At 65.1% G+C, this 23,393-nt stretch carries 24 protein-coding genes; 11 read left to right on the top strand and 13 right to left on the bottom strand.

The window, feature by feature from the left end; genetic code table 11:
* Nucleotides 1-115: 115 nt before the first annotated feature.
* A complete protein-coding gene (locus tag ACXAD2_RS21995) occupies nucleotides 116-1,162 on the bottom strand; it encodes a rod shape-determining protein (RefSeq protein ID WP_475174776.1) in 1,047 nt (348 codons plus the stop codon).
* Between the two features lie 399 nt (nucleotides 1,163-1,561).
* Between ACXAD2_RS21995 and ACXAD2_RS21990 the strand changes: the two genes are divergently transcribed.
* The 5 genes from ACXAD2_RS21990 (at nucleotide 1,562) to ACXAD2_RS21970 (ending at nucleotide 7,211) form a co-directional block, all read left to right on the top strand.
* Nucleotides 1,562-4,066, top strand: coding sequence for a GcvT family protein (locus ACXAD2_RS21990; protein ID WP_164182727.1), 2,505 nt, complete (start codon nucleotides 1,562-1,564; stop codon nucleotides 4,064-4,066).
* 239 nt (nucleotides 4,067-4,305) lie between these two features.
* A complete protein-coding gene (locus tag ACXAD2_RS21985; RefSeq protein WP_475174773.1) occupies nucleotides 4,306-5,004 on the top strand; it encodes a hypothetical protein in 699 nt (232 codons plus the stop codon).
* A gap of 84 nt (nucleotides 5,005-5,088) precedes the next feature.
* Complete coding sequence (locus tag ACXAD2_RS21980) at nucleotides 5,089-5,538, top strand: YtoQ family protein (protein WP_224906988.1); 450 nt, start codon at nucleotides 5,089-5,091, stop codon at nucleotides 5,536-5,538.
* A 219-nt stretch (nucleotides 5,539-5,757) separates the two neighbouring features.
* The gene (gene mscL, locus ACXAD2_RS21975) at nucleotides 5,758-6,180 is read left to right on the top strand and encodes a large conductance mechanosensitive channel protein MscL (RefSeq protein ID WP_066101729.1); all 423 of its coding nucleotides are present in this window, start codon (nucleotides 5,758-5,760) and stop codon (nucleotides 6,178-6,180) included.
* A gap of 143 nt (nucleotides 6,181-6,323) precedes the next feature.
* Nucleotides 6,324-7,211, top strand: a complete 888-nt coding sequence (locus ACXAD2_RS21970; protein ID WP_475174767.1) for a cation diffusion facilitator family transporter — start codon at nucleotides 6,324-6,326, stop codon at nucleotides 7,209-7,211.
* Between the two features lie 131 nt (nucleotides 7,212-7,342).
* On the opposite strand, the gene ald is transcribed toward ACXAD2_RS21970, so the two are convergent.
* Nucleotides 7,343-8,461 carry an alanine dehydrogenase gene (gene ald, locus ACXAD2_RS21965; protein WP_475174765.1) on the bottom strand — a complete coding sequence of 373 codons (1,119 nt, stop codon included), beginning with the start codon at nucleotides 8,459-8,461 and terminating at the stop codon, nucleotides 7,343-7,345.
* A 151-nt stretch (nucleotides 8,462-8,612) separates the two neighbouring features.
* On the opposite strand from ald, the gene ACXAD2_RS21960 reads away from it, so the two are divergent.
* From ACXAD2_RS21960 to ACXAD2_RS21950, 3 genes are all read left to right on the top strand, one after another.
* Complete coding sequence (locus tag ACXAD2_RS21960; RefSeq protein WP_066101720.1) at nucleotides 8,613-9,071, top strand: Lrp/AsnC family transcriptional regulator; 459 nt, start codon at nucleotides 8,613-8,615, stop codon at nucleotides 9,069-9,071.
* A gap of 167 nt (nucleotides 9,072-9,238) precedes the next feature.
* Nucleotides 9,239-10,819 carry a GMC family oxidoreductase gene (locus ACXAD2_RS21955; protein ID WP_475174761.1) on the top strand — a complete coding sequence of 527 codons (1,581 nt, stop codon included), beginning with the start codon at nucleotides 9,239-9,241 and terminating at the stop codon, nucleotides 10,817-10,819.
* A gap of 80 nt (nucleotides 10,820-10,899) precedes the next feature.
* Nucleotides 10,900-11,229 carry a hypothetical protein gene (locus ACXAD2_RS21950; protein ID WP_475174759.1) on the top strand — a complete coding sequence of 110 codons (330 nt, stop codon included), beginning with the start codon at nucleotides 10,900-10,902 and terminating at the stop codon, nucleotides 11,227-11,229.
* Nucleotides 11,230-11,408: 179 nt separating this feature from the next.
* Here ACXAD2_RS21950 and ccoS read toward each other — a convergent pair whose 3' ends face one another.
* From ccoS to ACXAD2_RS21925, 5 genes are all read right to left on the bottom strand, one after another.
* Complete coding sequence (gene ccoS / locus ACXAD2_RS21945; protein ID WP_066101710.1) at nucleotides 11,409-11,570, bottom strand: cbb3-type cytochrome oxidase assembly protein CcoS; 162 nt, start codon at nucleotides 11,568-11,570, stop codon at nucleotides 11,409-11,411.
* On the bottom strand, nucleotides 11,567-13,762 hold the full coding sequence (locus ACXAD2_RS21940) for a heavy metal translocating P-type ATPase (RefSeq protein ID WP_475174754.1): 2,196 nt from the start codon (nucleotides 13,760-13,762) through the stop codon (nucleotides 11,567-11,569). Before ACXAD2_RS21940 ends, ccoS begins: the two co-directional genes overlap by 4 nt.
* Before the next feature lie 4 nt (nucleotides 13,763-13,766).
* Complete coding sequence (locus ACXAD2_RS21935) at nucleotides 13,767-14,240, bottom strand: FixH family protein (RefSeq protein ID WP_475174749.1); 474 nt, start codon at nucleotides 14,238-14,240, stop codon at nucleotides 13,767-13,769.
* Entirely contained in the window at nucleotides 14,240-15,673 is a 1,434-nt protein-coding gene (ccoG, locus tag ACXAD2_RS21930) for a cytochrome c oxidase accessory protein CcoG (RefSeq protein ID WP_475174746.1), read from the bottom strand. The genes ACXAD2_RS21935 and ccoG overlap by 1 nt, the downstream gene beginning before the upstream one ends.
* 90 nt (nucleotides 15,674-15,763) lie before the next feature.
* Entirely contained in the window at nucleotides 15,764-16,642 is an 879-nt protein-coding gene (locus tag ACXAD2_RS21925) for a LysR family transcriptional regulator (protein ID WP_224906994.1), read from the bottom strand.
* Nucleotides 16,643-16,659: 17 nt separating this feature from the next.
* On the opposite strand from ACXAD2_RS21925, the gene ACXAD2_RS21920 reads away from it, so the two are divergent.
* Entirely contained in the window at nucleotides 16,660-16,962 is a 303-nt protein-coding gene (locus ACXAD2_RS21920; RefSeq protein WP_475174740.1) for a hypothetical protein, read from the top strand.
* Between the two features lie 129 nt (nucleotides 16,963-17,091).
* On the opposite strand, the gene ccoP is transcribed toward ACXAD2_RS21920, so the two are convergent.
* From ccoP to ccoN, 4 genes are read right to left on the bottom strand one after another with little or no spacing between them, the layout of a single operon-like run.
* Entirely contained in the window at nucleotides 17,092-17,982 is an 891-nt protein-coding gene (ccoP, locus tag ACXAD2_RS21915) for a cytochrome-c oxidase, cbb3-type subunit III (protein ID WP_475174734.1), read from the bottom strand.
* Between the two features lie 13 nt (nucleotides 17,983-17,995).
* The gene (locus tag ACXAD2_RS21910) at nucleotides 17,996-18,193 is read right to left on the bottom strand and encodes a cbb3-type cytochrome c oxidase subunit 3 (RefSeq protein ID WP_475174729.1); all 198 of its coding nucleotides are present in this window, start codon (nucleotides 18,191-18,193) and stop codon (nucleotides 17,996-17,998) included.
* Between the two features lie 10 nt (nucleotides 18,194-18,203).
* Nucleotides 18,204-18,932, bottom strand: coding sequence for a cytochrome-c oxidase, cbb3-type subunit II (gene ccoO / locus ACXAD2_RS21905; protein WP_475174725.1), 729 nt, complete (start codon nucleotides 18,930-18,932; stop codon nucleotides 18,204-18,206).
* 12 nt (nucleotides 18,933-18,944) lie between these two features.
* Entirely contained in the window at nucleotides 18,945-20,558 is a 1,614-nt protein-coding gene (gene ccoN, locus ACXAD2_RS21900; RefSeq protein WP_066101687.1) for a cytochrome-c oxidase, cbb3-type subunit I, read from the bottom strand.
* 203 nt (nucleotides 20,559-20,761) lie between these two features.
* Between ccoN and ACXAD2_RS21895 the strand changes: the two genes are divergently transcribed.
* On the top strand, nucleotides 20,762-21,601 hold the full coding sequence (locus ACXAD2_RS21895; protein ID WP_224906997.1) for a universal stress protein: 840 nt from the start codon (nucleotides 20,762-20,764) through the stop codon (nucleotides 21,599-21,601).
* 127 nt (nucleotides 21,602-21,728) lie between these two features.
* Here ACXAD2_RS21895 and ACXAD2_RS21890 read toward each other — a convergent pair whose 3' ends face one another.
* Entirely contained in the window at nucleotides 21,729-22,175 is a 447-nt protein-coding gene (locus ACXAD2_RS21890; protein WP_475174719.1) for a MarR family winged helix-turn-helix transcriptional regulator, read from the bottom strand.
* A 69-nt stretch (nucleotides 22,176-22,244) separates the two neighbouring features.
* On the opposite strand from ACXAD2_RS21890, the gene ACXAD2_RS21885 reads away from it, so the two are divergent.
* Nucleotides 22,245-22,598 carry a DUF1428 domain-containing protein gene (locus ACXAD2_RS21885; RefSeq protein WP_224906999.1) on the top strand — a complete coding sequence of 118 codons (354 nt, stop codon included), beginning with the start codon at nucleotides 22,245-22,247 and terminating at the stop codon, nucleotides 22,596-22,598.
* Here the strand turns inward: ACXAD2_RS21885 and fnrL are convergent, their stop codons facing one another.
* Nucleotides 22,599-23,345: a transcriptional regulator FnrL gene (gene fnrL, locus ACXAD2_RS21880; RefSeq protein WP_475174716.1), complete on the bottom strand. Its 747-nt coding sequence runs from the start codon at nucleotides 23,343-23,345 to the stop codon at nucleotides 22,599-22,601.
* Between the last annotated feature and the right edge of the window lie 48 nt (nucleotides 23,346-23,393).

Raw genomic sequence — 23,393 nt, 5'->3', positions numbered from 1 at the left:
GCGTGCCTTGGAGCCGCCGTCGGAGCCTGTGTCCTACAGGCTGCGGAGGAGGGCGCATAGCCGTGCCGCGCGCCCTCCAACAGTTCTGCCGCAGTCGCAGCCGTCCGCAAAGGGATCAGCTGTCGTAATCGATCGCGTGCTGCAGCTGCTTTTCGTACTCGAGCGCCTTGCCGGTGCCGAGTGCCACGCAGTTCAGGCTCTCTTCGGCGATGGACACGGCAAGGCCGGTCTGCTCGCGCAGCGCCAGATCGAGATCGCCCAGCAGCGCGCCGCCGCCGGTGAGCATGACGCCGCGGTCGACGATATCCGCCGCCAGATCCGGCGGGGTCGCCTCAAGCGCCGACATCACCGCCTCGCAGATCGCCTGCACCGGCTCGGCCAGCGCTTCGGCCACCTGGGCCTGGCTGATCTCGGTTTCCTTCGGCACGCCGTTCAGCAGGTCGCGGCCACGGATCTGCATCGAGCTGCCACGCCCGTCGTCGGGCATACGCGCGGTGCCGATCGAGGTCTTGATCCGCTCGGCGGTGGCTTCGCCCACCAGAAGGTTCTGCTGACGGCGCAGATAGTTGACGATGGCCTCGTCCATACGGTCGCCGCCGACGCGGATCGAGCGCGCATAGACGATGTCGCCCAGCGACAGAACCGCCACCTCGGTGGTGCCGCCGCCGATGTCGACGACCATGTTGCCGGTCGGATCGGTGATCGGCATGCCCGCACCAATGGCCGCGGCGATCGGCTCGGCAATCAGCCCGGCCTTGCGCGCGCCGGCGCTCAGCACCGACTGACGGATCGCCCGCTTTTCCACCGGCGTGGCGCCATGCGGCACGCAGACGATGATCTTCGGCTTCGAGAAGGTCGAGCGCTTGTGCACCTTGCGGATGAAATGCTTGATCATCTCTTCCGCTGTGTCGAAGTCCGCGATGACGCCTTCGCGCATCGGCCGGATCGCTTCGATCGAGCCGGGGGTGCGCCCCAGCATCAGCTTTGCATCCTCGCCAACGGCCAGCACCTTCTTGACGCCGTCCTTGACGTGATAGGCCACAACCGACGGCTCGGACAGAATGATCCCGCGACCTTTCACGTAGACCAGCGTGTTCGCCGTGCCGAGGTCGATGGCCATGTCCGCCGAGAAGGCGCCCATGAGTTTGTCCAGTCCAAACATTAAGTAGTCCCGCCCCAGAAATACGCATTTTGGCCCTCAACTCCCTGCGAGCGAAGGCCGGGGTCTTATAAGGCCGGACGGGCGAGCAAAAAAGCCCCCCCCTTACGCAAATGCGCGTGAAATCGCGTGTGCACGGCGGCTGCCCGGGAATCGGGCGGTTTGGAAACTTGGCTCTGGGCTGCCAGCGAAGGCGGTAACAGCCCCCAAACCAAGGAGATGACGGGAAAGTTCCCTTCCTCTTGGCGAAAATATCCCGGGGGTGAGGCGCGCCGCGCCGAGGGGGCAGCGCCCCCTTCGCTTCGCATGTCGCTTTCCAACCATGGAAAGTCGGGGCGATCCTTCGGCGCTGCAGCATCGCCCGCTATGGATCCGGCAAATGCCTGCGGGAGATGCGGATAAATGAAGACAGACGTGAAAGCCCTGGTGGTTGGCGGCGGTGCCGTCGGAACCTCGATTGCCTACCATCTCGCCAAGGCGGGCTGGTCCGACGTGATGCTGCTCGAACGCGACGAGCTGACCTCGGGCTCGACATGGCACGCCGCTGGCCTGCTGCCCTATTTCAACATGAGCTATGCCACCACGCATATCCACGACTACTCGATCAAGTTCTACAAGACGCTCGAGGAAGAGACCGGGCTGAACGCCGGTTTCTCGGTGGTCGGCAACCTGCGCATGGCCCAGACGCAGGCGCGGATGGACGAATACGAGCTTTACGCCACCACCGCGGACACCTGCGGCGTGCCTTATGAGTTCATGACCCCGGCGCAGATCAAGGAGCGCTGGCCGCTGGTCAACACCGATGATCTGCTGGGCGCGCTCTATCACCCGACCGACGGCTACATTAACCCCGCAGACGTCACCATGGCGATGGCCAAGGGCGCGCGTCAGCGCGGCGTGATGATCGAACGCAAGTGGCAGGTCGACGGCTACGAGTGGAAGGGCGATCACTGGGAGGTGACCGTCACCAAGACCGCCGAGAAGGGTGGCAACCTCATCTCCACCGACGAGACCGTGGTGATCAAGGCCGAGCATGTGGTGACCGCCACCGGCAACCACGCGCAGCGCACCGCCAAGCTGCTGGGCATCAAGACCCCGGCGATCCCGGTCGAGCACCAGTTCATCGTCACCGAGCCCGATCCGGCGCTGGTCGAATACCGCAAGGCGGGCAACCCCGAGCACCCGGTGCTGCGCGATGCCGATGCCAAATGGTACGTGCGCGAAGAGCGCGGCGGCTGGATCCTCGGCCCCTATGAGCTTGGCGCCCCGGCCTGCTTCAAATACGGCGTGCCTGACAGCTTCCGTGCCGACCTCTTCCCGCTCGATCTCGAGCGGATCGAGGAAGAGTACATGAGCATGATCCACCGCATCCCGACCTCCGAGACGGTGGGCCTGAAGGACGATTTCAACGGCCCGATCTGCTATACGCCCGACGGCAACCCGCTGATCGGTCCGGCACCCGGCCTGCGCAACATGTGGCTGGCCGAGGGTTTCTCGTTCGGCATCACCGCCGCGGGCGGCGCAGGCTACTACCTTGCGCAGCTGATGACCGAGGGCGAGGCCGAGATCGACATGGGCAGCCTCGATCCCAAGCGGTACGGTCAGGACTGGATGACGACCGACTACGCCGTGGCCAAGAACGAGGAGGCCTACGAGCACGTCTACATCCTGCACCACCCCGACGAAGAGCGTCCGCGCGCCCGTCCGCTGCGCACCGCCCCTGCCTACGAGCGGCAGAAGGCGCTTGGCGCGCAGTTTGGCTGCGTCAACGGCTGGGAGCGTCCGAACTACTACGGCCCGCTCGACGCCGATGACAATTTCGACCATGACGCCCGCAGCTTCCGTCGCGGCGGCTGGTGGCAATACGCCATGGAAGAGGCCAAGGCGATCCGCGAGGGTGTCGGCATCATCGACGCCAGCGCCTTTGCCAAGCATGTGGTCAAGGGCCCCGGCGCCACCGCCTTCCTCGATCACCTGACCTGCAACAAGCTGCCCAAGGTGGGGCGGATCAACCTGACCTACGCGCTGTCGGTCAAGGGCACGACCCGCACCGAATACACCATCGTGCGTCTGGCCGAAGATGAGTACTACCTCGTCAGCGCCGGTGCGCTGCACGCCTATGATGAGGATTTCCTGCTCAAGGCTGCCGAGGACTTCGGTTTCGATCAGGGCTATTTCCACATTCAGGACGTGACCACGCAATGGGCGGTCTATGCCGTCGCTGGCCCCAAGTCGCGCGATCTGCTGAACGAGCTGGTGCGCGATGCCGAGCCGGAAACCGTGCTCAGCAACAAGCGCTTCCCGTGGCTGTCGATGCGCAACATCGAGCTGGGCATGTGCCCGGTCCGCGCCATCCGCGTCGCCTATACCGGCGAGCTTGGCTGGGAGCTGCACGTGCCGGTGGAGATGGGCCTCTACCTGTGGGATCAACTGATGGCCGCAGGCGAGAAGCATGGGCTGAAGCCGGTCGGCACCCGCGCGCAGAACTGGCTGCGTCAGGAGAAGAGCTACCGCGCCTATGGCCACGAGCTTGGCCGCGACGCCACGCCGATGGAGGCGGACCTGCCGCGCTTCATCGACCTGTCGAAAGACTTCGCCGGCAAGGCCGCGATGGAAGCGACGGGCGTGCGCTCGAAATGCGTCACCGTCCTGATCGACGGGCCGGAAGACGCCGATCCTTGGGGCCGCGAGGCGCTGTTTGACGGCGAGACCCGCGTCGGGCGTCTGACCTCGGGCGGCTATTCGGTGGCCTTCGGCAAGTCGATCGGCATGGGCTATGTGAAGCCCGAGCAGGCGGTTGCGGGCACCAAGCTCAAGGTGAAGATGCAGGGCAAGCTCTGGGACGCCGAGGTGACCGAAGACAGCCCCTATGATCCCACCAACGCCAAGATCCGCATCGACGGCTGATCCGAAGCCTCACCTGACAAGGACCGACCGGCCGGCGCTTCTGCGTTGGCCGGTTTTCTTTTGTCTCTCCGGCCTGCAACGGGCCTGTAAGCGGTGGTGCGCGCGGTGGGCTACTCTCCTAAAACTGGTGCTTGCCGCATAATTTCGCGTGTATACTATGGGTTTGAGCGTCACGGCCTTTTCAACGTCCGCAGCAGGCTGACGCGGGTTTTTTGAGAACATTTCAAAAGGACAGCGCCTTGGATTTTGCAACCAGCCGATATCGCGCGGGGCTTTGTGCCTGCCTGCTTTCGCTCAGCCTCGCAGCGCCCGCGCTGGCGCAGCAGGAAAAGAACCCCGAAGACCCCACGAAGATCGCCACCAAGGCCGGGGTCGCTTACTCTGACGAGCTGTCGATCTCGGGCTCGCTGGCCTTCGGGCCGGTGACCAAGCTGAACGCGCGGGTGTCGGAGAGCGGGCAATGGTCGATCGGTGCCTCCTATCTCTTTTCCTTCGCCATCCTGACCTTCTCGGCGTCGGAGAATGAGTTCGACAATGGCTCGGTGCAGACACGCTATTCGCTGGGCGGCTTCGTGCCGCTGACCGCAATGGGGCTCAAGACCGGCAAGTGGCAGCTGTTCTCGCCGTTCGGTTACACCTACAGCGAGGGGGAAGTGGCGGTGACCGACGTTGCCTTGCAGGAAACCTTCAACGTCGAGGTCAGCAACAACAGCGGCTACGTGGGCCTTTTCGGCATCCGCCCGTTCAACGAGCGGCTGACGTTCCTGTCGGGCGGCATCTACACTCGCGGATCGGATGATTTTCAGGGTATCTCGCTGGGGGCAGGGCTGTCGTATCACCTTGGCGAGAACGATACGGTGGCGCTCTTCGGCTCTTACATCGACAATGATTTCGGCGAGGAGCAGAAGCTCGGGGTCTCATACCGGCACGAGTTCTGACATCTGCGGCCGGTCCTTTGCGGTTGTCATATGCCCTGCAGTGCATAGGTTGCGCGGCAAGGACGCACACGGAAGGAAAGCGGCATGGGCCTCAACGTCTATCTCTCGGGAGAAATTCACACTGACTGGCGCGAGCAGATCATCGAAGGCGCGCAGGGGCTGGACGTGACCTTCAGCGCCCCCGTCACCGATCACGCGGCGAGCGACGATTGCGGCGTGGCGATCCTCGGCAGCGAGGAGAGCAAGTTCTGGCACGACCGCAAGGGCGCGCAGGTGAACGCGATCCGCACCCGCAAGGCCATCGCCGACGCCGATGTGGTGGTCGTGCGCTTTGGCGAGAAATACAAACAGTGGAATGCCGCTTTTGATGCGGGCTACGCCGCCGCGCTGGGCAAGTCGCTGATTATCCTGCAGCAGCCCGAGCATGACCACGCGCTGAAGGAGGTCGACGCCGCGGCGCTGGCAGTGGCGCGTGCGCCGGGCGAGGTGGTGTCGATCCTGCGCTATGTGCTGACCGGCGCGCTGCCGGGGTAATTCGCGGCGTGATATAAAGGGGAGGGGGCGCTGCCCCCTCGCCGCTGCGCGGCTCACCCCCGGCGTATTTTTGAAGAGAAGAAGGGCAGGGCGCGCATTGGCGTGGCTCGTGCCGTGCACGCGGCGCATTTTCCGTGGCGTCATCGCGCCATCTATGCAACCTCTGGCTCCGGTAACGAACAGGACACCCGCATCTCGCGGGCCAGAGGGACACGAGACATGATTCAGGAATTCAAGGATTTTATCGCCAAGGGCAACGTCATGGACATGGCGGTTGGCATCATTATCGGCGCCGCTTTCACCGCGATCGTCAAATCGCTGGTGGGCGACATTTTCAACCCGATCATCGCCCTTTTCACCGGCGGCATCGACTTCTCGGGCTGGTTCTACGCGCTGGACGGCGGCGAATATGCCTCGCTGGCGGCGGCGCAGGAGGCCGGGGCCTCGGTCTTTGCCATCGGCAGCTTCCTGATGGCGGTGATCAACTTCTTCATCATCGCCTTCGTGGTCTTCATGCTGGTGAAGATGGTCAACCGCATCAAATCGGCTGCCGAAAAGCCCGATGAGGTGGCGCCCGAGGTGAAGACCGGCCCTTCGGAGCTTGATATCCTCATCGAGATCCGCGACGCGCTGAAGAAATAACCCTGACGCGATCCCGGGCTGAGGGCGCCAGCCACGGCGCCGGATGCATAGCGCCCTGCATCCGGCTGCCACGCGCCACAAGCGGGTTGCGGCCCTTTGAGCGGCTTTGTACATCGCCCGGACCCATCCCCCGGAGACTCGTCATGAACCGCAGCGTGAAAATCGCCATTGGCAGCGTATTCGTCGGTATTGTCGTTCTGGCGATCAAGACGCTTGCCTGGTGGCTGACCGGCTCGGTGGCGCTGCTCTCGGACGCGTTGGAAAGCATCGTGAATGTGGCCACCGCGCTGGCGGCGCTGATGGCGGTGCATATCTCGTCGCAGCCGCCCGATGCGGATCATCCTTTCGGCCATCATAAGGCCGAGTATTTCAGCGCCGTGCTGGAAGGGGTGCTGATCGTTGTCGCAGCGGTGCTGATCCTGCGCGAGGCCTGGGGCGCGTGGCAGGAGCCCGCGCCGATCGAACAGGCGGGGCTGGGGCTCATCATCAACCTCTCGGCAGGGGTGCTCAACGCGGTCTGGTGCTGGGTGCTGCTGCGCGAGGGGCGCAAGCTGAAGTCGCCCGCGCTTGTCGCCGATGGCAAGCACCTGCTGACCGATGTCTTCTCCTCGGCGGGCGTGGCGCTTGGCGTGGGCGCGGCGGTGCTTACCGGCTGGCTCTGGCTCGACGCGCTGCTGGCGGCGCTGGTGGCGGTCAACATCCTGTGGTCGGGCTGGCAGGTGATCCGCTCGTCGGTGGGCGGGCTGATGGATGAGGCGGTGCCCGAAGAAGACCTGTCGGAGATGCGCACGATCATCTCGGCCAATGCCGAGGGCGCGGTCGAGGCGCATGACCTGCGCTCGCGCCGGGCGGGGCAGGCGGTGTTTCTGGAGTTCCATCTGGTGGTGCCGGGCGAGATGAGCGTGGTCGCGGCGCATGACATCTGCGACCGGATCGAACACGCGCTGCAGGACGCCATCGAGGGCTGCCGTGTCACCATCCACGTGGAGCCGGAGCATAAGGCCAAGCACTCGGGGATCGTGGTGCTCTGAGAGCGGGGGCGTGAGGGGGCGCTGCCCCAGCGGCCTGTTTTCCTGGGACTTTTTCCCTGGGCGTATTTTCAAAGAGAAGAAGAGGCGGGCGCCGTGGTGGGGCCCGCCCTTCCTTTGTCTTTGCGGCGTGATCAGGCGGCGATGGCCTTTTCGGTGCTCTGCAGCGGCAGGTTCAGCGCGCGGGCGACGGCGGCATTGGTGATCTGGCCGTCGTGCACGTTGAGCCCGTTGCCGAGATGCGGGTCCTCGGCGCAGGCCACCCGCCAGCCCTTGCCCGCCAGCGCCAGCATGAAGGGCAGCGTGGCATTGCCGAGCGCCAGCGTCGAACTGCGCGGCACCGCGCCGGGCATATTGGCGACGCAATAGTGCTGGATGCCGTCCACCGTGTAGACCGGGTCCTGATGGGTCGTCGCCTTGGAGGTCTCGAAGCAGCCGCCTTGGTCGATGGCCACATCCACCAGCACCGCGCCGGGCTTCATGGTCGACAGCTGCGCGCGGCTTACCAGTTTCGGCGCTTCGGCGCCGGGGATCAGCACTGCGCCGATCACCATGTCGGCCTCGGTCAGCAGTTCGGCCACGGCGCCTTCGGTCGAGTAGCGGTTCTTGAAGGTGCTGCCGAAGGTCTCGTCGAGCTGGCGCAGGCGCGGCAGCGAGCGGTCGAGCACGGTCACATCCGCGCCCATGCCCGCAGCGATGCGCGCCGCATGGGTGCCGACAACGCCGCCGCCCAGAACCAGCACATTGGCCGGGCCGACGCCGGGAACGCCGCCCATCAGCACGCCGCGGCCCCCATTGGCCTTTTGCAGCGACCATGCGCCCATCTGCGGCGCGAGACGGCCCGCCACCTCGGACATGGGTGCCAGCAGCGGCAGCCCGCCGCGCGCGTCGGTCACCGTTTCATAGGCGATGCAGGTGGCGCCGGAGGCCAGCAGGTCCCGCGTCTGCTCGGGATCGGGGGCGAGGTGCAGATAGGTGAACAGAAGCTGGCCGCGCCCCAGTTGCTTGCGCTCGACCGCCTGCGGCTCTTTCACCTTCACGATCATCTCGGCCTCGGCCCAGATTTCCTCGGCGGTGGCGGCGATGCGGGCACCGGCGGCGGTGTAATCCTCGTCGGTGAAGCCTGCGCCGAGCCCGGCGCCCTGCTGCACGATCACCTCATGGCCATGCGCCGCCGCCTCACGCGCGGCATTGGGCGTCAGGCCGACGCGAAATTCCTGCGGTTTGATCTCTGTCGGGCAACCGATTTTCATGCTAGCTCCTCCTTCCGGCCCCTTCGGGCGCGTTATCCTGCTTTGAGGATGCGCCTCTGGCCGTGCAATTTCCTTGCTGATTTGCCGTGACCAAATCGCTATTGGGGGGAGAATCTTCGACCCAAGCCCGATTTTTTCGAAAGACCTGAGCATGACCCTCGACGACACCGACCGCCGTATCCTGCGCGCGCTGCAAAAGCAGGGGCGCATGTCCAACGCGGAACTGTCGGAGAAGGTGAACCTCTCGGCCTCGGCCTGCCACCGGCGGGTGCAGCGGCTGGAGGCCGAGGGCTATGTGAAGGATTACGTGGCGCTGCTCAACGCCCGCAAGATGGGGCTGGCGAGCACGGTCTTTGTTGAGATCCGGCTCAGCGCGCAGGCCGACGAGGTGCTGGAGGCCTTCGAGAAGGCGGTGGCGCGGGTGCCGGCGGTGCTCGAGTGTCACCTGATGGCGGGCACGGCGGATTACATCCTGAAGGTGGTGGCCGAGGACACCGAGGATTTCGCCCGCATCCACCGCCAGTATCTCACCCGGCTGCCGGGGGTGGCGCAGATGCAGTCGAGCTTTGCCCTGCGCACCGTGTTCAAGACCACCGCGCTGCCGGTGTGATCCCGCGCGGGCCTGTCCCGCGCCGCGCCGCCTGTCCCGCGCTGCGCGGCCCGGTAGTCTGCGATCCCATAGCCTGCGCCCCTATGTCGCTTGCCCGGCCCCGCACGCCCTGACATAAATTCAGGCGGGCAGGGAGGCCCGGAGGCGGGACCGTCGCGGAGGGGAAAATGGCGTTCGATCATGTGATTGTCGGGGCGGGAAGCGCCGGGTGCGTGCTGGCGAAACGGCTGGCCGAGGGGGGGCGCCGCGTGCTGCTGCTTGAGGCGGGCGGGCGCGACAGCTACCACTGGATCCACATCCCGATGGGGTATCTCTATTGCATCGGCAACCCGCGCACCGACTGGTGCTACCGCACCGCCGAGGAGAAGGGGCTCAACGGGCGCTCGCTGCTCTACCCGCGTGGCAAAGTCCTGGGCGGCTGCTCATCGATCAATGGCATGCTCTATCTGCGCGGGCAGGCGGCGGATTACGATGGCTGGCGTCAGATGGGCCTGCAGGGCTGGGGCTGGGACGACGTTCTGCCCTATTTCCGCAAGTCCGAGGATTACGTCGAGGGCGAAAGCGCGGCGCATGGCGCGGGCGGCGAGTGGCGGGTGGAAAACCAGCGCCTGCACTGGGACATCCTCGACGATTGGATCAAAGCCGCCGAGGCCGAGGGCATCCCGAGGGTCGATGATTTCAACACCGGCGACAACGAGGGCGTCAGCTATTTCCGGGTGAACCAGCGCAACGGCTGGCGGATGAACACCGCCAAGGCGTTTCTGCGCACCACCCGGAGCGACCGGCTGAAGGTCGAGACGAACGCCCATGTGACGCGGCTGCTGATCGAGGACCGGCGCGTGGTGGGCGTGGAATACGAGCGGGCTGGGCAGATCCATCAGGTGCGTCCCGAAGGCGAGGTGATCCTCTCGGCGGGCGCGGTGAACTCGCCGCATCTGCTGCAGGTCTCGGGGGTGGGGCCGGCAGAGCATCTGCGGCAGCATGGCATCGACGTGGCGCTGGATGCGCCCGAGGTGGGCGGCAACCTGCAGGACCATCTGCAGCTGCGCTGCGCGTGGCGGCTCACCGGGGCCAAGACGCTCAACACTCTGGCCAGCACGCTCTTTGGCAAGGGCAAGATCGGGCTCGATTACGTGCTGCGGCGGCGCGGTCCGATGTCCATGGCGCCCTCACAGCTTGGCGCCTTCTCGCGCTCGCGGGAGGGGCTGGCATCGGCGGATCTCGAATACCATGTGCAGCCGCTTTCGCTCGAGGCCTTCGGCCAGCCGCTGCATAATTTTCCCGCGATGACCGCGAGCGTGTGCAACCTGCGCCCCGAAAGCCGCGGCACGGTGCGGCTGGCATCAAACGATGCGCGCGAGGCGCCGGTGATCGCGCCCAACTACCTGTCGACCGAGGGCGACCGGCGGGTGGCGGCGGATGCCATCCGGCAGGTGCGCCGCATCATGGCGCAGCAGGCCATGGCGCGCTACCGGCCCGAGGAGTTGAAGCCGGGGCCGCAGTTCCAGACCGAGGAGGAGTTGCAGCGCGCGGCGGGCGAGGTGGGCACCACCATCTTCCATCCGGTGGGTACCGTGCGCATGGGCACCGAAGAGAGCGCGCCGCTGGACGCGGACCTGCGCTTCCGGGGGCTTTCGAACCTGCGGGTGGTGGATGCCAGCGTGATGCCGCGGATCGTCTCGGGCAACACCAACTCGCCCACCATCATGATCGCCGAAAAGGCGGCGGACATGATGCTGCACGGCTGAGGCGGAACCGTGCTAAGCTCCAAGGTGTTTGAGACTCAAGTCCTTTGCCCCTGCATGTCACATGCTTATGGAGACAGCCGATGAAACTTCTTTCCGCCCTGACCGCCCCCGCGCTTCTGCTCAGCCTCTCTGCACCCGCCTTCGCCGGGGACTATGAGGTTTATGAGGACGTGCTACCGGAAAACCGCGATCCCGAGGGCGCGCTCTATTTCAGCCAGATGGATCTGGACCGCAATGGCGTTCTCACCCGCTCGGAGATCTTCGCAGCCTTCGGCGATGGCGCGTTTGATGCGATCATGGCCTTTGACGCCAATGCCGACTGGCAGCTCACCCGCAACGAGATGCGCGCCTATGGCGATCTTGGCACCGGCGGCCCGGCTGGCCTGCTGCATGAAAGCGTGCGCGGCTGACAGGCTGCGGGTGAGGGGGCGCTGCCCCCTCGGCGCTGCGCGCCTCACCCCCGGGCGTATTTGAAAAGAGAAGAAGGGCGCGGGCCCTGATCTTCTTCTCTTTCCAAATACGCCCGCCGGAGGCAGGCCCGTCAGGGCCTACTTTCGTCAGGGACTTCCCGCCGTCGCGACGCGCGCGGTCAGTCCTGTTTGGGATGGTCGTCATACTTGCCCGACAGGATGCGCTGCGCGTCGCCTTCGGGGTCGTCGTACTGACGGGTCTTCACGGTGAAGACGAAAAAGGCGAGGCCGAGGCCGCCGAGGATCAGCGAGATCGGGATCAGATAGGCGAGGATATTCATCGGGATGCTTTCAGTCTCAGCGCGTTCAGCGACACGGTGATCGAAGAGGCCGACATCGCCAGCGCCGCGATCAGCGGCGAACAGAGCCCGGCGATGGCCAGCGGCACGGCGATCAGATTGTACCATGTGGCGATGGCGAAATTCTGGCGGATGCGCCGCGTCGCCTTGCCCGCCACCTCCAGCGCGCCGGGGATCGGCGCGAGCGAGGAGCCCAGCAGCACGATGTCCGAGGCGACGCGCGCCGCATCAAGCGCCGAGGCCGGTGAGATCGAGACATGCGCGCCGGCCAGCGCCGCCGTGTCGTTGAGCCCGTCGCCGACCATCAGCACATGCGCGCCCTGCTCGGAGAGCGCCTTGATCCGTGCGGCCTTGTCCTGCGGCAGGGCCTCGGCAATCCACTGAGGGATGCCGAGGCGGCGGGCCAGCGCTTCGACCGCCGCGGTGCCATCGCCGGAGATCAGGATCACCTCCTTGCCCGCCTCCTTCAGCGCGCGCACCGCCTCTTCGGCCCCGGCGCGCAGGCTGTCCTCGAAGGTGAACGCCTGCGCCGGGCCATCGCCGACGCGCAGCCAGCTGGCGGTCATGGCATTCTGGCCACCGCCGGTCCAGGCGCCGCGACCGAGGCGGATTTCGCGGCCCTGCCAGATACCTTGCGTGCCATAGCCGGGAACCTCGGTGATGCCGGTGACCTCGGCGCCGGGAATGCCAGCGGCGCGCAGGGCGTGGGTCAGCGCGGCGGACAGCGGGTGGTTCGAGCCTTCGGCGAGGGCGAGGGCGAGCGACAGGTCGTGGCGGGTGAAGGCGTCAAGGTTGGTCAGCGTCGGCGTGCCGCTGGTCAGCGTGCCGGTCTTGTCGAAGACCACCGTGTCCACATCCGCCAGACGCTCCAGCGCGGTGCCATCCTTGATCAGCAGGCCGCGCTTGAACAGCCGCCCCGAGGCAGCTGTAGTGACCGCGGGCACCGCGAGGCCGAGCGCGCAGGGGCAGGTGATGATCAGCACTGCCGCGGCGATATTGAGCGCCACGCGCAGATCGCCGGACCACGCGAGCCAGCCGAGGAAGGCGAGGGCCGACAGGATATGCACGCCGGGCGCGTAAAGCTTGGCGGCCTTGTCGGCGAGCGGGGTGTAATTCTCGCGGCCAGATTCCGCCACGGCCACGAGATCAGCCATACGGTGCAGCGAGGTGTCGCGCCCGACGGCGCTGGCGCGGATCACCAGCGGGCCGGTGAGGTTGATCTCGCCGGCGCTGACCTGCCTGCCCGGCTCGGCGTAGACCGGGCGCGTCTCGCCGGTGAGCAGGGCGCGGTCCAGCTCGGAGGTGCCTTCGGTGATCTCGCCATCCACCGGCATCCGACCGCCGGGGCGCACGCGGATCAGATCGCCGACCCGCAGCTCGCTGGCGGCGACCTGCTCTTCGCCGGTCTCGGTCACGCGCCAGGCGCGCGGCACCTCGAGCGCCGAAAGCTCCTCGGCGGCGGAGCGGGCGATGGCGCGGGTGCGGTGGTCGAGATAGCGCCCGGTGAGCAGGAAGAAGGTCAGCGCGATGGCGGCGTCGAAATAGGCGTGCTCGCCCGACAGCATGGTCTCCCAGAGCGAAGTGGCGATGGCCAGCAGGATCGCCAGCGAGATCGGTACATCCATATTGAGATGCCCGGCGCGCAGCGCGGTCCAGGCGTTGCGGAAGAAGGGCTGCGCCGAGAAGGCGATGGTCGGCAGCACGATGGCCGCCGAGACCCAGTGGAAGAGATCGCGCGTCGGCCCTTCGGCGCCGGACCAGACGGCGATCGACAGCAGCATGACGTTCATCGCGGCAAAGCCCGCCACGGCGAGGCGCATCAGCAGATCGCGCCCGGCCTTGTCGGTGGCGGTGGCGGCCAATGTGCCAGCGTCAAGCTCATGCGCCTCGTATCCCGCCGCCTCGACCACGGGGATCAGATCTGCGGCGGTGATCTCGGGCTCGGCCTCGATGCGCACGCGTTTCTGGCTGAGGTTGACCCGCGCGCTGTGTACGCCCGGCTCGGCTTCGAGCGCGCTTTCCACCGCCGTCATGCAGGCGGCGCAATGGATGGTGGGCAGCGAGAGCGCCAGCTTGGCCTCGGTCGCGCCCGCGCGTTCGGCCAGCGCCTCGGCGGCGGGGGCGGCGACACAGGCGGGGCAGGCTGAAGCCTGCGGGCGCAGGGCGGCGGTCATTGGCTCAGTCCTTGACGAAGAATTCCAGTCGCTGCTCGAAGAGCGTGCCATCGTCAGCATGGGCGTTGACCCAGACGTTCCAATGCCCGGGGGCAAGGGCGTCGGCGGCGACGAACTGGCGGCCGTCCCAGAAGAACTCGGGCGTGTGGTCGTCTTTCACATGGGTCGAGCGGCCCAGCTTGACCGACAAATCCGCGGGCTTCACCGGCTGGCCTTCGACGTCGGTGAAGCGCAGCACCACCGCCTCTTCGCGCAATTCGGCCTGCGCGGTCCATCCCAGCGCCTCCTGCTCGGCGCGGCGGGCGTCGAAGGTCTGGCTGGCGACATAGGAGTTCTTTACCTCAAGGCCGGGGAAGGTGGCGATGGCGTTCCACGCCAGCGCGATGTTCACCGCGATGATCACTCCGAACGCGCCGCCGAAGATGGCCAGCACGTGCCAGCCGGTGAGCTTGCGTCCACTATCCTGAGCTTCGGTCATCAGTTGTCCCGTCCGTTGAAGATGGTTTCTTTGCCAGCGCGGTCGCCGGTGGTGAGGTCCTCGACCCAGATATGGAACGGGGTGCGCTCGGCCTGAGCCTCGGAGGTGTCTGCGGGGGCGGTCACATAGACCCGTTGAAGGTGCGTCTCGTTGGCGGGCACGTCAACGGTGTCGTCGTCCTCGCCCTCAAGCGTGATCTGCAGGTTGGCGTCATCCGTGAGCGTGAGTTGGAAGGGCCGGTCCTCGCCATGCTTGTTGAGCAGGCGCACGTCGTAGGTGTTGCGGATCGACCCGTCGGAGAGCACCACGAAGGTGGGGTTGCGCACTGGCGCGACGGTGAGCTCGATCTCGGGGCGCATCACCAGCGCCACGAGCAGGCCGAGGCCCACCAGCGACCACAGCGCGGTATAGAGGATCACGCGCGGGCGGAAGATGTGCTTCCACACGGCGCGCGGTGCGTGCCCCTCGCGCTCGCGGGTTTCGTCCGACAGGGCGAGGTAATCGATCAGACCGCGCGGCTTGCCGATCTTTGCCATCACGTCGTCGCAGGCGTCGATGCAGAGCGCGCAGGTGATGCAGGCCAGCTGCTGGCCGTCGCGGATGTCGATGCCCATGGGGCAGACGTTGACGCAGGCGTTGCAGTCGATGCAGTCGCCGAGGTTCTCGGCGCCCTCGGCCTTGCGGTGCTTGCCGCGCGGCTCGCCGCGCCAGTCGCGATAGCCGACGGTGAGCGTGTCCTCATCCATCATCGCCGCCTGAATGCGCGGCCAGGGGCAGGCGTAGATGCAAATCTGTTCGCGCGCGAAGCCGCCGAAGGCGAAGGTTGTGGCGGTGAGCAGCAGCATGGTGGTGTAGGCCACCGGGTGGGCGTTGCCGGTCACCAGATCGACCAGAAGCGTCGGCGCGTCGGTGAAATAGAACACCCACGCGCCCCCCGTGGCGAGCGCGATGAGGAACCACGCCACCCATTTCGTCACGCGCAGGCGGACCTTGCGGGCATCCCACTTCTTTTGCCGGTGCAGGCGCAGGCGGGCGTTGCGGTCGCCCTCGATCCAGCGCTCGACGAGGATGAAGAGATCGGTCCAGACCGTCTGCGGGCAGGCGTAGCCGCACCAGACCCGCCCAAGCGCCGAGGTGAAGAGGAACAGGCCGAGGCCCGCCATGATCAGCAGGCCCGCGACGAAGTAGAATTCATGCGGCCAGATCTCGATGAAGAAGAAAAAGAACCGGCGGCCGGCCATATCGACCAGCACCGCCTGATCAGGCAGTTCGGGGCCCCGGTCCCAGCGGATCCACGGGGTGACGTAGTAGATCCCCAGAAGCACGATCATCAGCACCCACTTGAGGTTGCGGAAGTGGCCGCGCACGCGGCGGGGGAAGATCGGCTCGCGCGCCGCGTAGAGAGAGGGCGCGCCTGGTTGGGTATCGGACACCGTGCATACTCCGGTTCGAATTTGCCTTTGTCGCCCGTTCTGACGCCGCGGCCGCTTTCGAACTTTGACATGCATCAATATGCATATCTTTCACTTAGCTTTCGCGGCTTCTCGTCGCAGCCAAGTGGCGAAGAGGCGCAGCGGAGGCCGCATGACGCCGGGGCGGATTACCAGATAATAGCCCTTTTTGCGTGTGTCCTCGAACAAAAGCCGCAGCCGTCCGGCGGCGATGTCGTCATCGGCAAAGACGCGGGCGGTGATGGCGATGCCATGGCCCTGCCGCGCCGCCTCGAGCATCAGGTTGCCGGGTAGGGAGCTGATGCCGCGGCGGGCGTCGCGGTCGATGCCGAATTGCGAGAACCATTCGCTGGCCTCATTGGTGCCAAGCTCCTGCAGCCAGTGGTACTCGGTGAGGTCCGAGGGATCGCTGATCTCGCGCTCGCCCACCAGCCGCGGCGAGCCGACCAGCGCGATGGGGGATTCCACCAGAAGCTCCGCCTCGAGGCCCGGCCATTGACCCGAGCCATAGCGCAGCGCCAGATCGACGCCGCCCGGCTCCAGCGGCGCGACCTTGGCCGAAGGGTCGATCATCAGGCTGATCTCGGGATGCGCCTCGCGAAACCGCGCGAGCCGCGGCATCAGCCATGACGAGGCGAAGCTGGGCGTCGTGGTGATCATCAGCGGGCGCTCGGCCTCGGCACCGGTGAGGGCCGAAAGCTCCTGCGCGATCCGGCCGAAACCATCGCTCAGCGCCTGCGCCAGACGCGCGCCTTCTTCGGTGAGCGCCATCGAGCGCCGCGAGCGGTCGAGCAGCCCGAGCCCGAGATGGGACTCGAGATTACGGATCTGCTGGCTGATCGCGGCATGGCTGACGTTGAGCGCGGCGCCGGCACGCTGAACAGAGCCGGTCTCTGCGTAGGCGGCAAAAGCCCGCAGCGCGGGCAGAGGGGGCAGGGAGGTCCAATCCATATGTCAATCAATCTTACATGTCTGAATTGTTCCTGACTGGCCTGAAATTGCCCTTTGGTCAATATGAGAGGGGCAAGAGCACGGTGATCAGGAGAACGAAAATGCTTGGAATCTACTCAAAAACTTTCATGACAGCGGCGCGAATGGAAAATATGCCGCCCTCTTCGGAACTGTCGCGTATGGCGCATGATGTGTTGCCCGAGGCGAAAATTGCACCTCGGCGGGTCAAAAAACAAAGATTTGGTCTGCTGCGGATGATCGGTGCAAAATTTCGGCCTGCCAAGAGCGGAATGAGCGTTGTCACACATTGCGAGGGTTAATTCGCTTGGGCGAGGCCTGCCCAACAAAAACCGCACAAAAAGAACGCCGCCCCCCGGAAACGCGCGAACAGGACGGGGTGCGGCGTTCTGCCTCCGGGCCATCGGGTCCGGAGGTTTTCGCGTTAAAGGTTATTGCTCGGAGGCTTCGCCGCCGCCAAGCCCGTGCACGTAGCTGGCCACGGCGCGAATTTCCGCCTCGGACAGACGGGCGTTCCAGTTCGGCATGACGCCGAAGCGGGCGTTGTAGACCGTCTCGTAGATGGTTTCGTAATCGCCGCCATAGAGCCAGATCGCGTCGGTCAGGTTCGGCGCGCCCTGGAAACGGTCGCCGGTGCCATCCTCTGCGTGACAGGCCGAGCAGTTGTCCATGAACAGCGTCTCGCCTTCAGACACCGCCTCGGCGTTCTGCGGCTCTTCGCCCGACAGGGTCATCACGTAGTTCGCCACAGCCGAGACCTGTTCACGGTCGAGCAGCCCATCGCGCCCAAAGGCGGGCATTTCCGAATAGCGTGCGTCGGGATCATCCTCGTTACGGATGCCGTGGGTCACCGTGAAGTGGATGTCCTCGATCGAGCCGCCCCAGAGCCAGTTGTCGTCCAGCAGGTTGGGATAGCCCACCGCGCCTGCCGCGCCAGAGCCGTGGCACTGCGCGCACCATGTGCGGAACACTGCGGCCCCGGCGTTCTGCGCGTAGCTGTTCAGCTCGGGGCTCTCGGCGATTGCCGTCAGTTCGACCGATGCCAACTCCTCGTTGATCGGTGCGAGCTTGGCTTCCTGCGCCTCGATCTCCTCGGCAACGGCGCCGCGCGTCGAATAGCCCAGCAGGCCTGCCGTGGCCGAGCGTACGCCCGGCCATGCGGGGTAGGCGATGGTGTAGCCGACGCCCCAGACAATGGTGGCGTAGAAGACCATCAGCCACCATTTCGGCAGGGGCTTGTTGTACTCTTCAATGCCGTCCCAGGAATGGCCGGTCGTCTCGTAGTCGAGATCGTCTCTCTTGGTATCTTTGTTGTCGCTCATGATCCTCGCCTCCTCACTTCTGGGCGGGTGCTTCGGGCGCGCGCGCGGCGGCCGGAGCGTCGTCATTGCGCAGCGGGATGCTGGCGGCGTTGTCGTGCGAGTGCTTGCTGCCGGGCCGGAAGAGCCAGATCAGCATGCCCACGAAGAAGACGAACATTGCCAGAAGGCCCCAGCTGTCGGCGAAGTGGCGCAGGGCGGAATAGGTGTCCATTGCGTCCCCCTTACCGGCTTGCGTCGGGCGTGAAGGTCGAGAAATCGACCAGCGTGCCGAGCATTTGCAGGTAGGCCACCAGCGCATCCATCTCAGAGATGCCCGGCTCGCCGTCGAAGTTGCGGATGTTCACCGTCTCGCCGTAGCGCTCCATCAGCCCATCGATATCGCCGAAGGGATCGTGCTGGACGCGGAAGTCGGCGGAGGCACTGGCGATCATCTCTTCGGTGTAGGGCACGCCGACCATGCGGTGCGTTTCCATCAACTCGCCCATGTGCTCGCCCTCGACCAGACGGTGCGAGAGGAAGCCATATTTGGGCATGACGGACTCGGGCACCACCGACTGCGGGTCGGTCAGGTGATCCACGTGCCACTCGTCCGAATAGCGGCCGCCGACGCGGGCGAGGTCGGGCCCCGTCCGCTTCGAGCCCCATTGGAACGGGTGGTCGTATTGCAATTCCGCCGCGAGGCTGTAGTGGCCGTAGCGTTCCACTTCGTCGCGCATCGGGCGGATCATCTGGCTGTGGCAGACATAGCAGCCCTCGCGGATGTAGATGTCGCGCCCGGCCAGTTCCAGCGGGGTGTAGGGGCGCATGCCCTCTACGTCTTCGATGGTGTTTTCGAGGTAGAACAGCGGCACGATCTGCACCAGCCCGCCGATGGTCACCACCAGAAAGGCGAAGATGGCCAGCAGGGTTACGTTCTTCTCAAGGATCCCGTGTTTGTCGAGAATGCTCATCTTCGGCCCTCCTTATTCGGCCGGAGTGGCATGCGCCGTTGCAGCCTCGGCCTCGATGGCCGGAGCCCGCTTAACGGTCATCCACAGGTTGTAGCACATGATAATCGCGCCGGAGATGTAGAGCAGGCCGCCAAGGGCACGCACCACATACATCGGGAACTTGGCAGACACGGTGTCGGCGAAGCTGTTGACGAGGAAGCCGTTGGCATCCACCTCGCGCCACATCAGGCCTTCCATGATGCCCGTGACCCACATCGAGGCGGCGTAGAGCACGATGCCGATGGTGGCGAGCCAGAAGTGCCAGCTGACGAGGCTGAGGCTGTAGAGGCGTTCACGGTTCCACAGTTTCGGCGTCAGGAAGTAGAGCGCGCCGAAGGTGATCATGCCGTTCCAGCCAAGCGCGCCGGAGTGCACGTGGCCGATGGTCCAGTCGGTGTAATGCGACAGCGAGTTCACCGCGCGGATCGACATCATCGGGCCTTCGAAGGTCGACATGCCGTAGAAGCCGATGGAGATCACCAGCATCCGCATGATCGGGTCGGTGCGCAGCTTGTCCCAGGCCCCCGAGAGGGTCATCAGGCCGTTGATCATGCCGCCCCAGCTGGGCATCCACAGGATGATCGAGAACACCATGCCGAGGGTCGAGGCCCAGTCGGGCAGGGCGGTGTAATGCAGGTGGTGCGGACCGGCCCAGATGTAGATGAAGATCAGCGCCCAGAAGTGCACGATCGACAGCTTGTAGCTGAACACCGGGCGCTCGGCCTGCTTGGGCACGAAGTAATACATCATGCCAAGGAAGCCGGCGGTCAGGAAGAAGCCCACGGCGTTGTGGCCGTACCACCATTGCGTCATCGCGTCCTGCACGCCCGAGAACACCTGCACCGACTTGGAGCCCCAGATCGACACGGGGATGCTCAGGTTGTTGACGATGTGCAGCATGGCGACGGTGATGATGAAGCTCAGGTAGAACCAGTTCGCCACGTAGATGTGGGGTTCCTTGCGCTTGATGATCGTGCCAACGAAAACCAGAAGATAGGCAACCCAGACGATGGTCAGCAGCCAGTCGACGTACCATTCGGGCTCGGCGTATTCCTTCGACTGGGTGGCGCCGAGGATGTAGCCTGTGGCCGCCAGAACGATGAACAGCTGGTAGCCCCAGAACACCCACCACGCGAGGTTGCCGCCCCAGAGGCGCGCCGCCGAGGTACGCTGAACGACATAGAACGATGTGCAGATCAGCGCGTTGCCGCCAAAGGCGAAAATCACCGCCGAGGTGTGCAGCGGCCGCAGCCGCCCGAAATTCATGTGGCCCTGCGCCCATTCGAAGTTGAGCGCGGGGAACGCCAGCTGCGCGGCGATGAAAACACCTGCCGCAAAGCCGATCACGCCCCAGAAGGCGGTTGCAATCACGCCAGCACGCACCACATCATCCATATAACTCAGTTCCCGCACCTTGGCGGGGACCGGCTCGTCGGTATTGCGGAGGGTCCAAAGGAAAAGACCGGCCGCGATGAGGAAAATGGTCAGCGCATTGACCATGTAAGCCACATCTCGTGCGTAATTGGCGGCCACCAGCGCAAAGACTGCGACGACCCCCAGCACGATGAGCTTGATATAATTCAGCATCGTTCGTCCCTTCGTCTGACTCGCACAATTCGTTGACCGCGCGAGCGGTTTGACTGACGGGGTTGTGAAGTGAATGGCCCCGCCCAACCTTGATCTGCATCAAGGCTTTGGCTGCGAAGTCTTGCCTTAAGTCATTCTGAGAATTGCCTCTCGGGGGTAGAGTGCCGCCATCCGGCTCTCCGGACAATACCAAGGAGATGAACATGGGCTACAAAACAATACTTACGGTTGTGACGGACGAAGCTTTGCTGAATTCGACCATCGACCATGCAGCCGCCGTTGCGGCGTGCTGGGATGCCCATCTCGAGGTTCTGGCCTTCGGCGTGGATCGCACCCAGACCGGCTATTACTACGCCGGGGCCGACGCGATCATCCTTCAGGAAACGCTCGACCGGGCCTCCAAGGATGCGGCAGAGCTTGCCAAGGCCGCGCGCGTGCGGCTGGGCCAGATCGAGGGCCGCTGGTCGATCGAGGAAGGCGTGGCGCAACTGGCCGACATCGGACGTCACGTGGCCGGACGGGCGCGCTTTGCCGATATGGTCGTGCTGCCCAAGCCCTACGGCAAAGAGCGCGGCGTCGAGTTGGAGCCGATCGTGGAGGGCGGTCTTTTCGAAGGTCAGGCCCCGGTGCTGGTGGTGCCGCAGGCGATCAACCCTTCGAGCAAGCCCAAGCGCGTGGTGCTGGGCTGGAACGAAAGCGCCGAAGCGCTGCGTTCGGTGCGGGCGGCGATGCCGATCCTCAAATCCGCCGATACGGTGCATGTGGTGGTCATCGACCCGCCGCAGCACGGCCCGAACCGGTCGGACCCGGGCGGCATGCTGTCGCAATATCTGTCGCGCCACGGCGTCAACGCCGAGATCGACGTGCTGACCAAGACGATGCCGCGCATCTCGGACATCCTGAACCGTCACGTGCAGGATGTGGATGCCGATATGGTGGTGATGGGGGCATATGGCCATTCCCGGTTCCGCGAGGCGATCCTCGGGGGCGCCACGCGCAACATGCTGGAACTGGCTGAGGTACCGGTCTTCCTCGCGCATTGAGGCCAAGGAGAAGAGGCTTCTGCGTGGGGGATCGGAAGGCGGCTCTGCCGCCGGAGAGCGGGTCTGGGAGGGCCCGCTCTTTTCTTGTGCGGACTTGGTCGTGCTGGGCCTTTCGGGGCCTTTGGGCTCAGACCTCGCCGAGCTTCAATAGTGCCGCCTTCAACGCGTCTAGGTCGATCTCGCCAAGCGCGGCATCGACGGCGTCATGTTCCTGCCGCCAGAGCGGCAGCGCGCGCATGAGCAGCGCATGACCCGCATCGCTCAACCGCAGCAGCTTGTTGCGCTTGTCGCCCGGCTCAAGCGCGAACTCCACCAGCCCGCGCCGTTCCAGCACCTTGAGCGCGGCGGTCAGCGTGGTGCGGTCCATGGCAAGGAAGGGCGCTAGATCGGAGATGCGCGGCGGCTCGGGGCGGTTCAGCGACATCAGAATCGAGAACTGCCCGTTGGTCAGCCCCACCGGTTTCAGCGCCGCATCGAAGCGCCGCCCCAGCGCCCGCGCCGCGCGCTGAGCACGAAAGCAGAGGCAACGGTCACGCACCTCAAGCGTGCTGGTCATCGGCAGTTTCTGGCTCATCTTTCCATTCACGTTGATATCAACTTAATTATGCGCCTACTCTGGTCACACGCAACAGAGAGATGTCCCATGACGTATGTTTCCGGCTTTCTCACCCCGGTGCCGCAGGAAAACAAGGCGGCCTATATCGAGAGCGCCCGCAAGGCGTGGACGCTGTTCAAGGAATATGGTGCCACCGAGATGCGCGAATGCTGGGAGGCCGATGTGCCCGACGGCGAGCACACCTCCTTTCCCATGGCGGTGAAGCGCAAAGAGGGCGAGGCCGTTGTCTTCAGCTGGATGGTCTGGCCCGACAAAGAGACCGCCGACCGTTGCTTTGGCTCGTTCGAAAGCGACGAGCGCTGGCAGGAGATGATGTCCATGCCTTTTGACGGCAAGCGGATGATGTGGGGCGGCTTCGAGCCGGTGTTCGAGGGCAGCTGATCAGGCGAAGACGCCGCCGTCTGCATCGTCCCCGGCTTCTTCGAGCAGGCGGCCCATGTCCGGAATGGTCACATGGCGCTTGCCCTGAAGTTCAATGACGCCCTCTTTTTTCAGAGCCGAGATCTGGCGGCTCACCGTCTCCAGCGTCAGGCCGAGGTAATCGGCCATCGCCTCACGGGTGAGCGGCAGGTCAAAGGCGAGCTGATCGCCGACGTCGCGCATGTTGATCGAGGCATCGCGGCGGGCGATGATCGACAGCAGCGAGGCGATCTTTTCGCGCGCGGTCTTGCGGCCAAGCACCAGCATCCATTCGCGCGCGGCATCAAGCTCGTCCAGCGTCATTTCCAGCAGGCGCTGCGCGATATGCGGCGTGCGGGTCATCATCTCTTCGAAGGGGGTCTTGCGGAAGCAGCACATCACCAGATCGGTGGTGGCGACCACATCATAGGCAGCCGAGGAGCGGCCCGGGCGTCCAACGAAATCGGACGGCAACAAAAGGCCGACCATTTGCGTGCGCCCGTCTTCCATCGTTTGGGTCAGCGTGGCGATTCCCGAAACCACGGAGCCGACGAATTCCATCCGGTCGCCGGACCAGATCACCGTCTGGCCGGCTTCGAACTTGCGGTAATACTTGATCTCTTCCAGCCGCTCGAGCTCGTCCGTCTCGCAGCGCGCACAGACGGCGCGATGGCGAATCGGACATTCGTTACAATCAGGAGAGACTGCGAGGCTTTTCTCGTTCAGCATACCGGTTCCAAATTCTTGATCTGCGTCAAAGTCTCGCGAAGGGGAATA

The sequence above is a fragment of the Salipiger sp. ABN3_019 genome (assembly GCF_056158605.1).
Note: the sequence above shows the minus strand (reverse complement) of the source record. Positions and strands in the feature narration are given on the sequence as shown.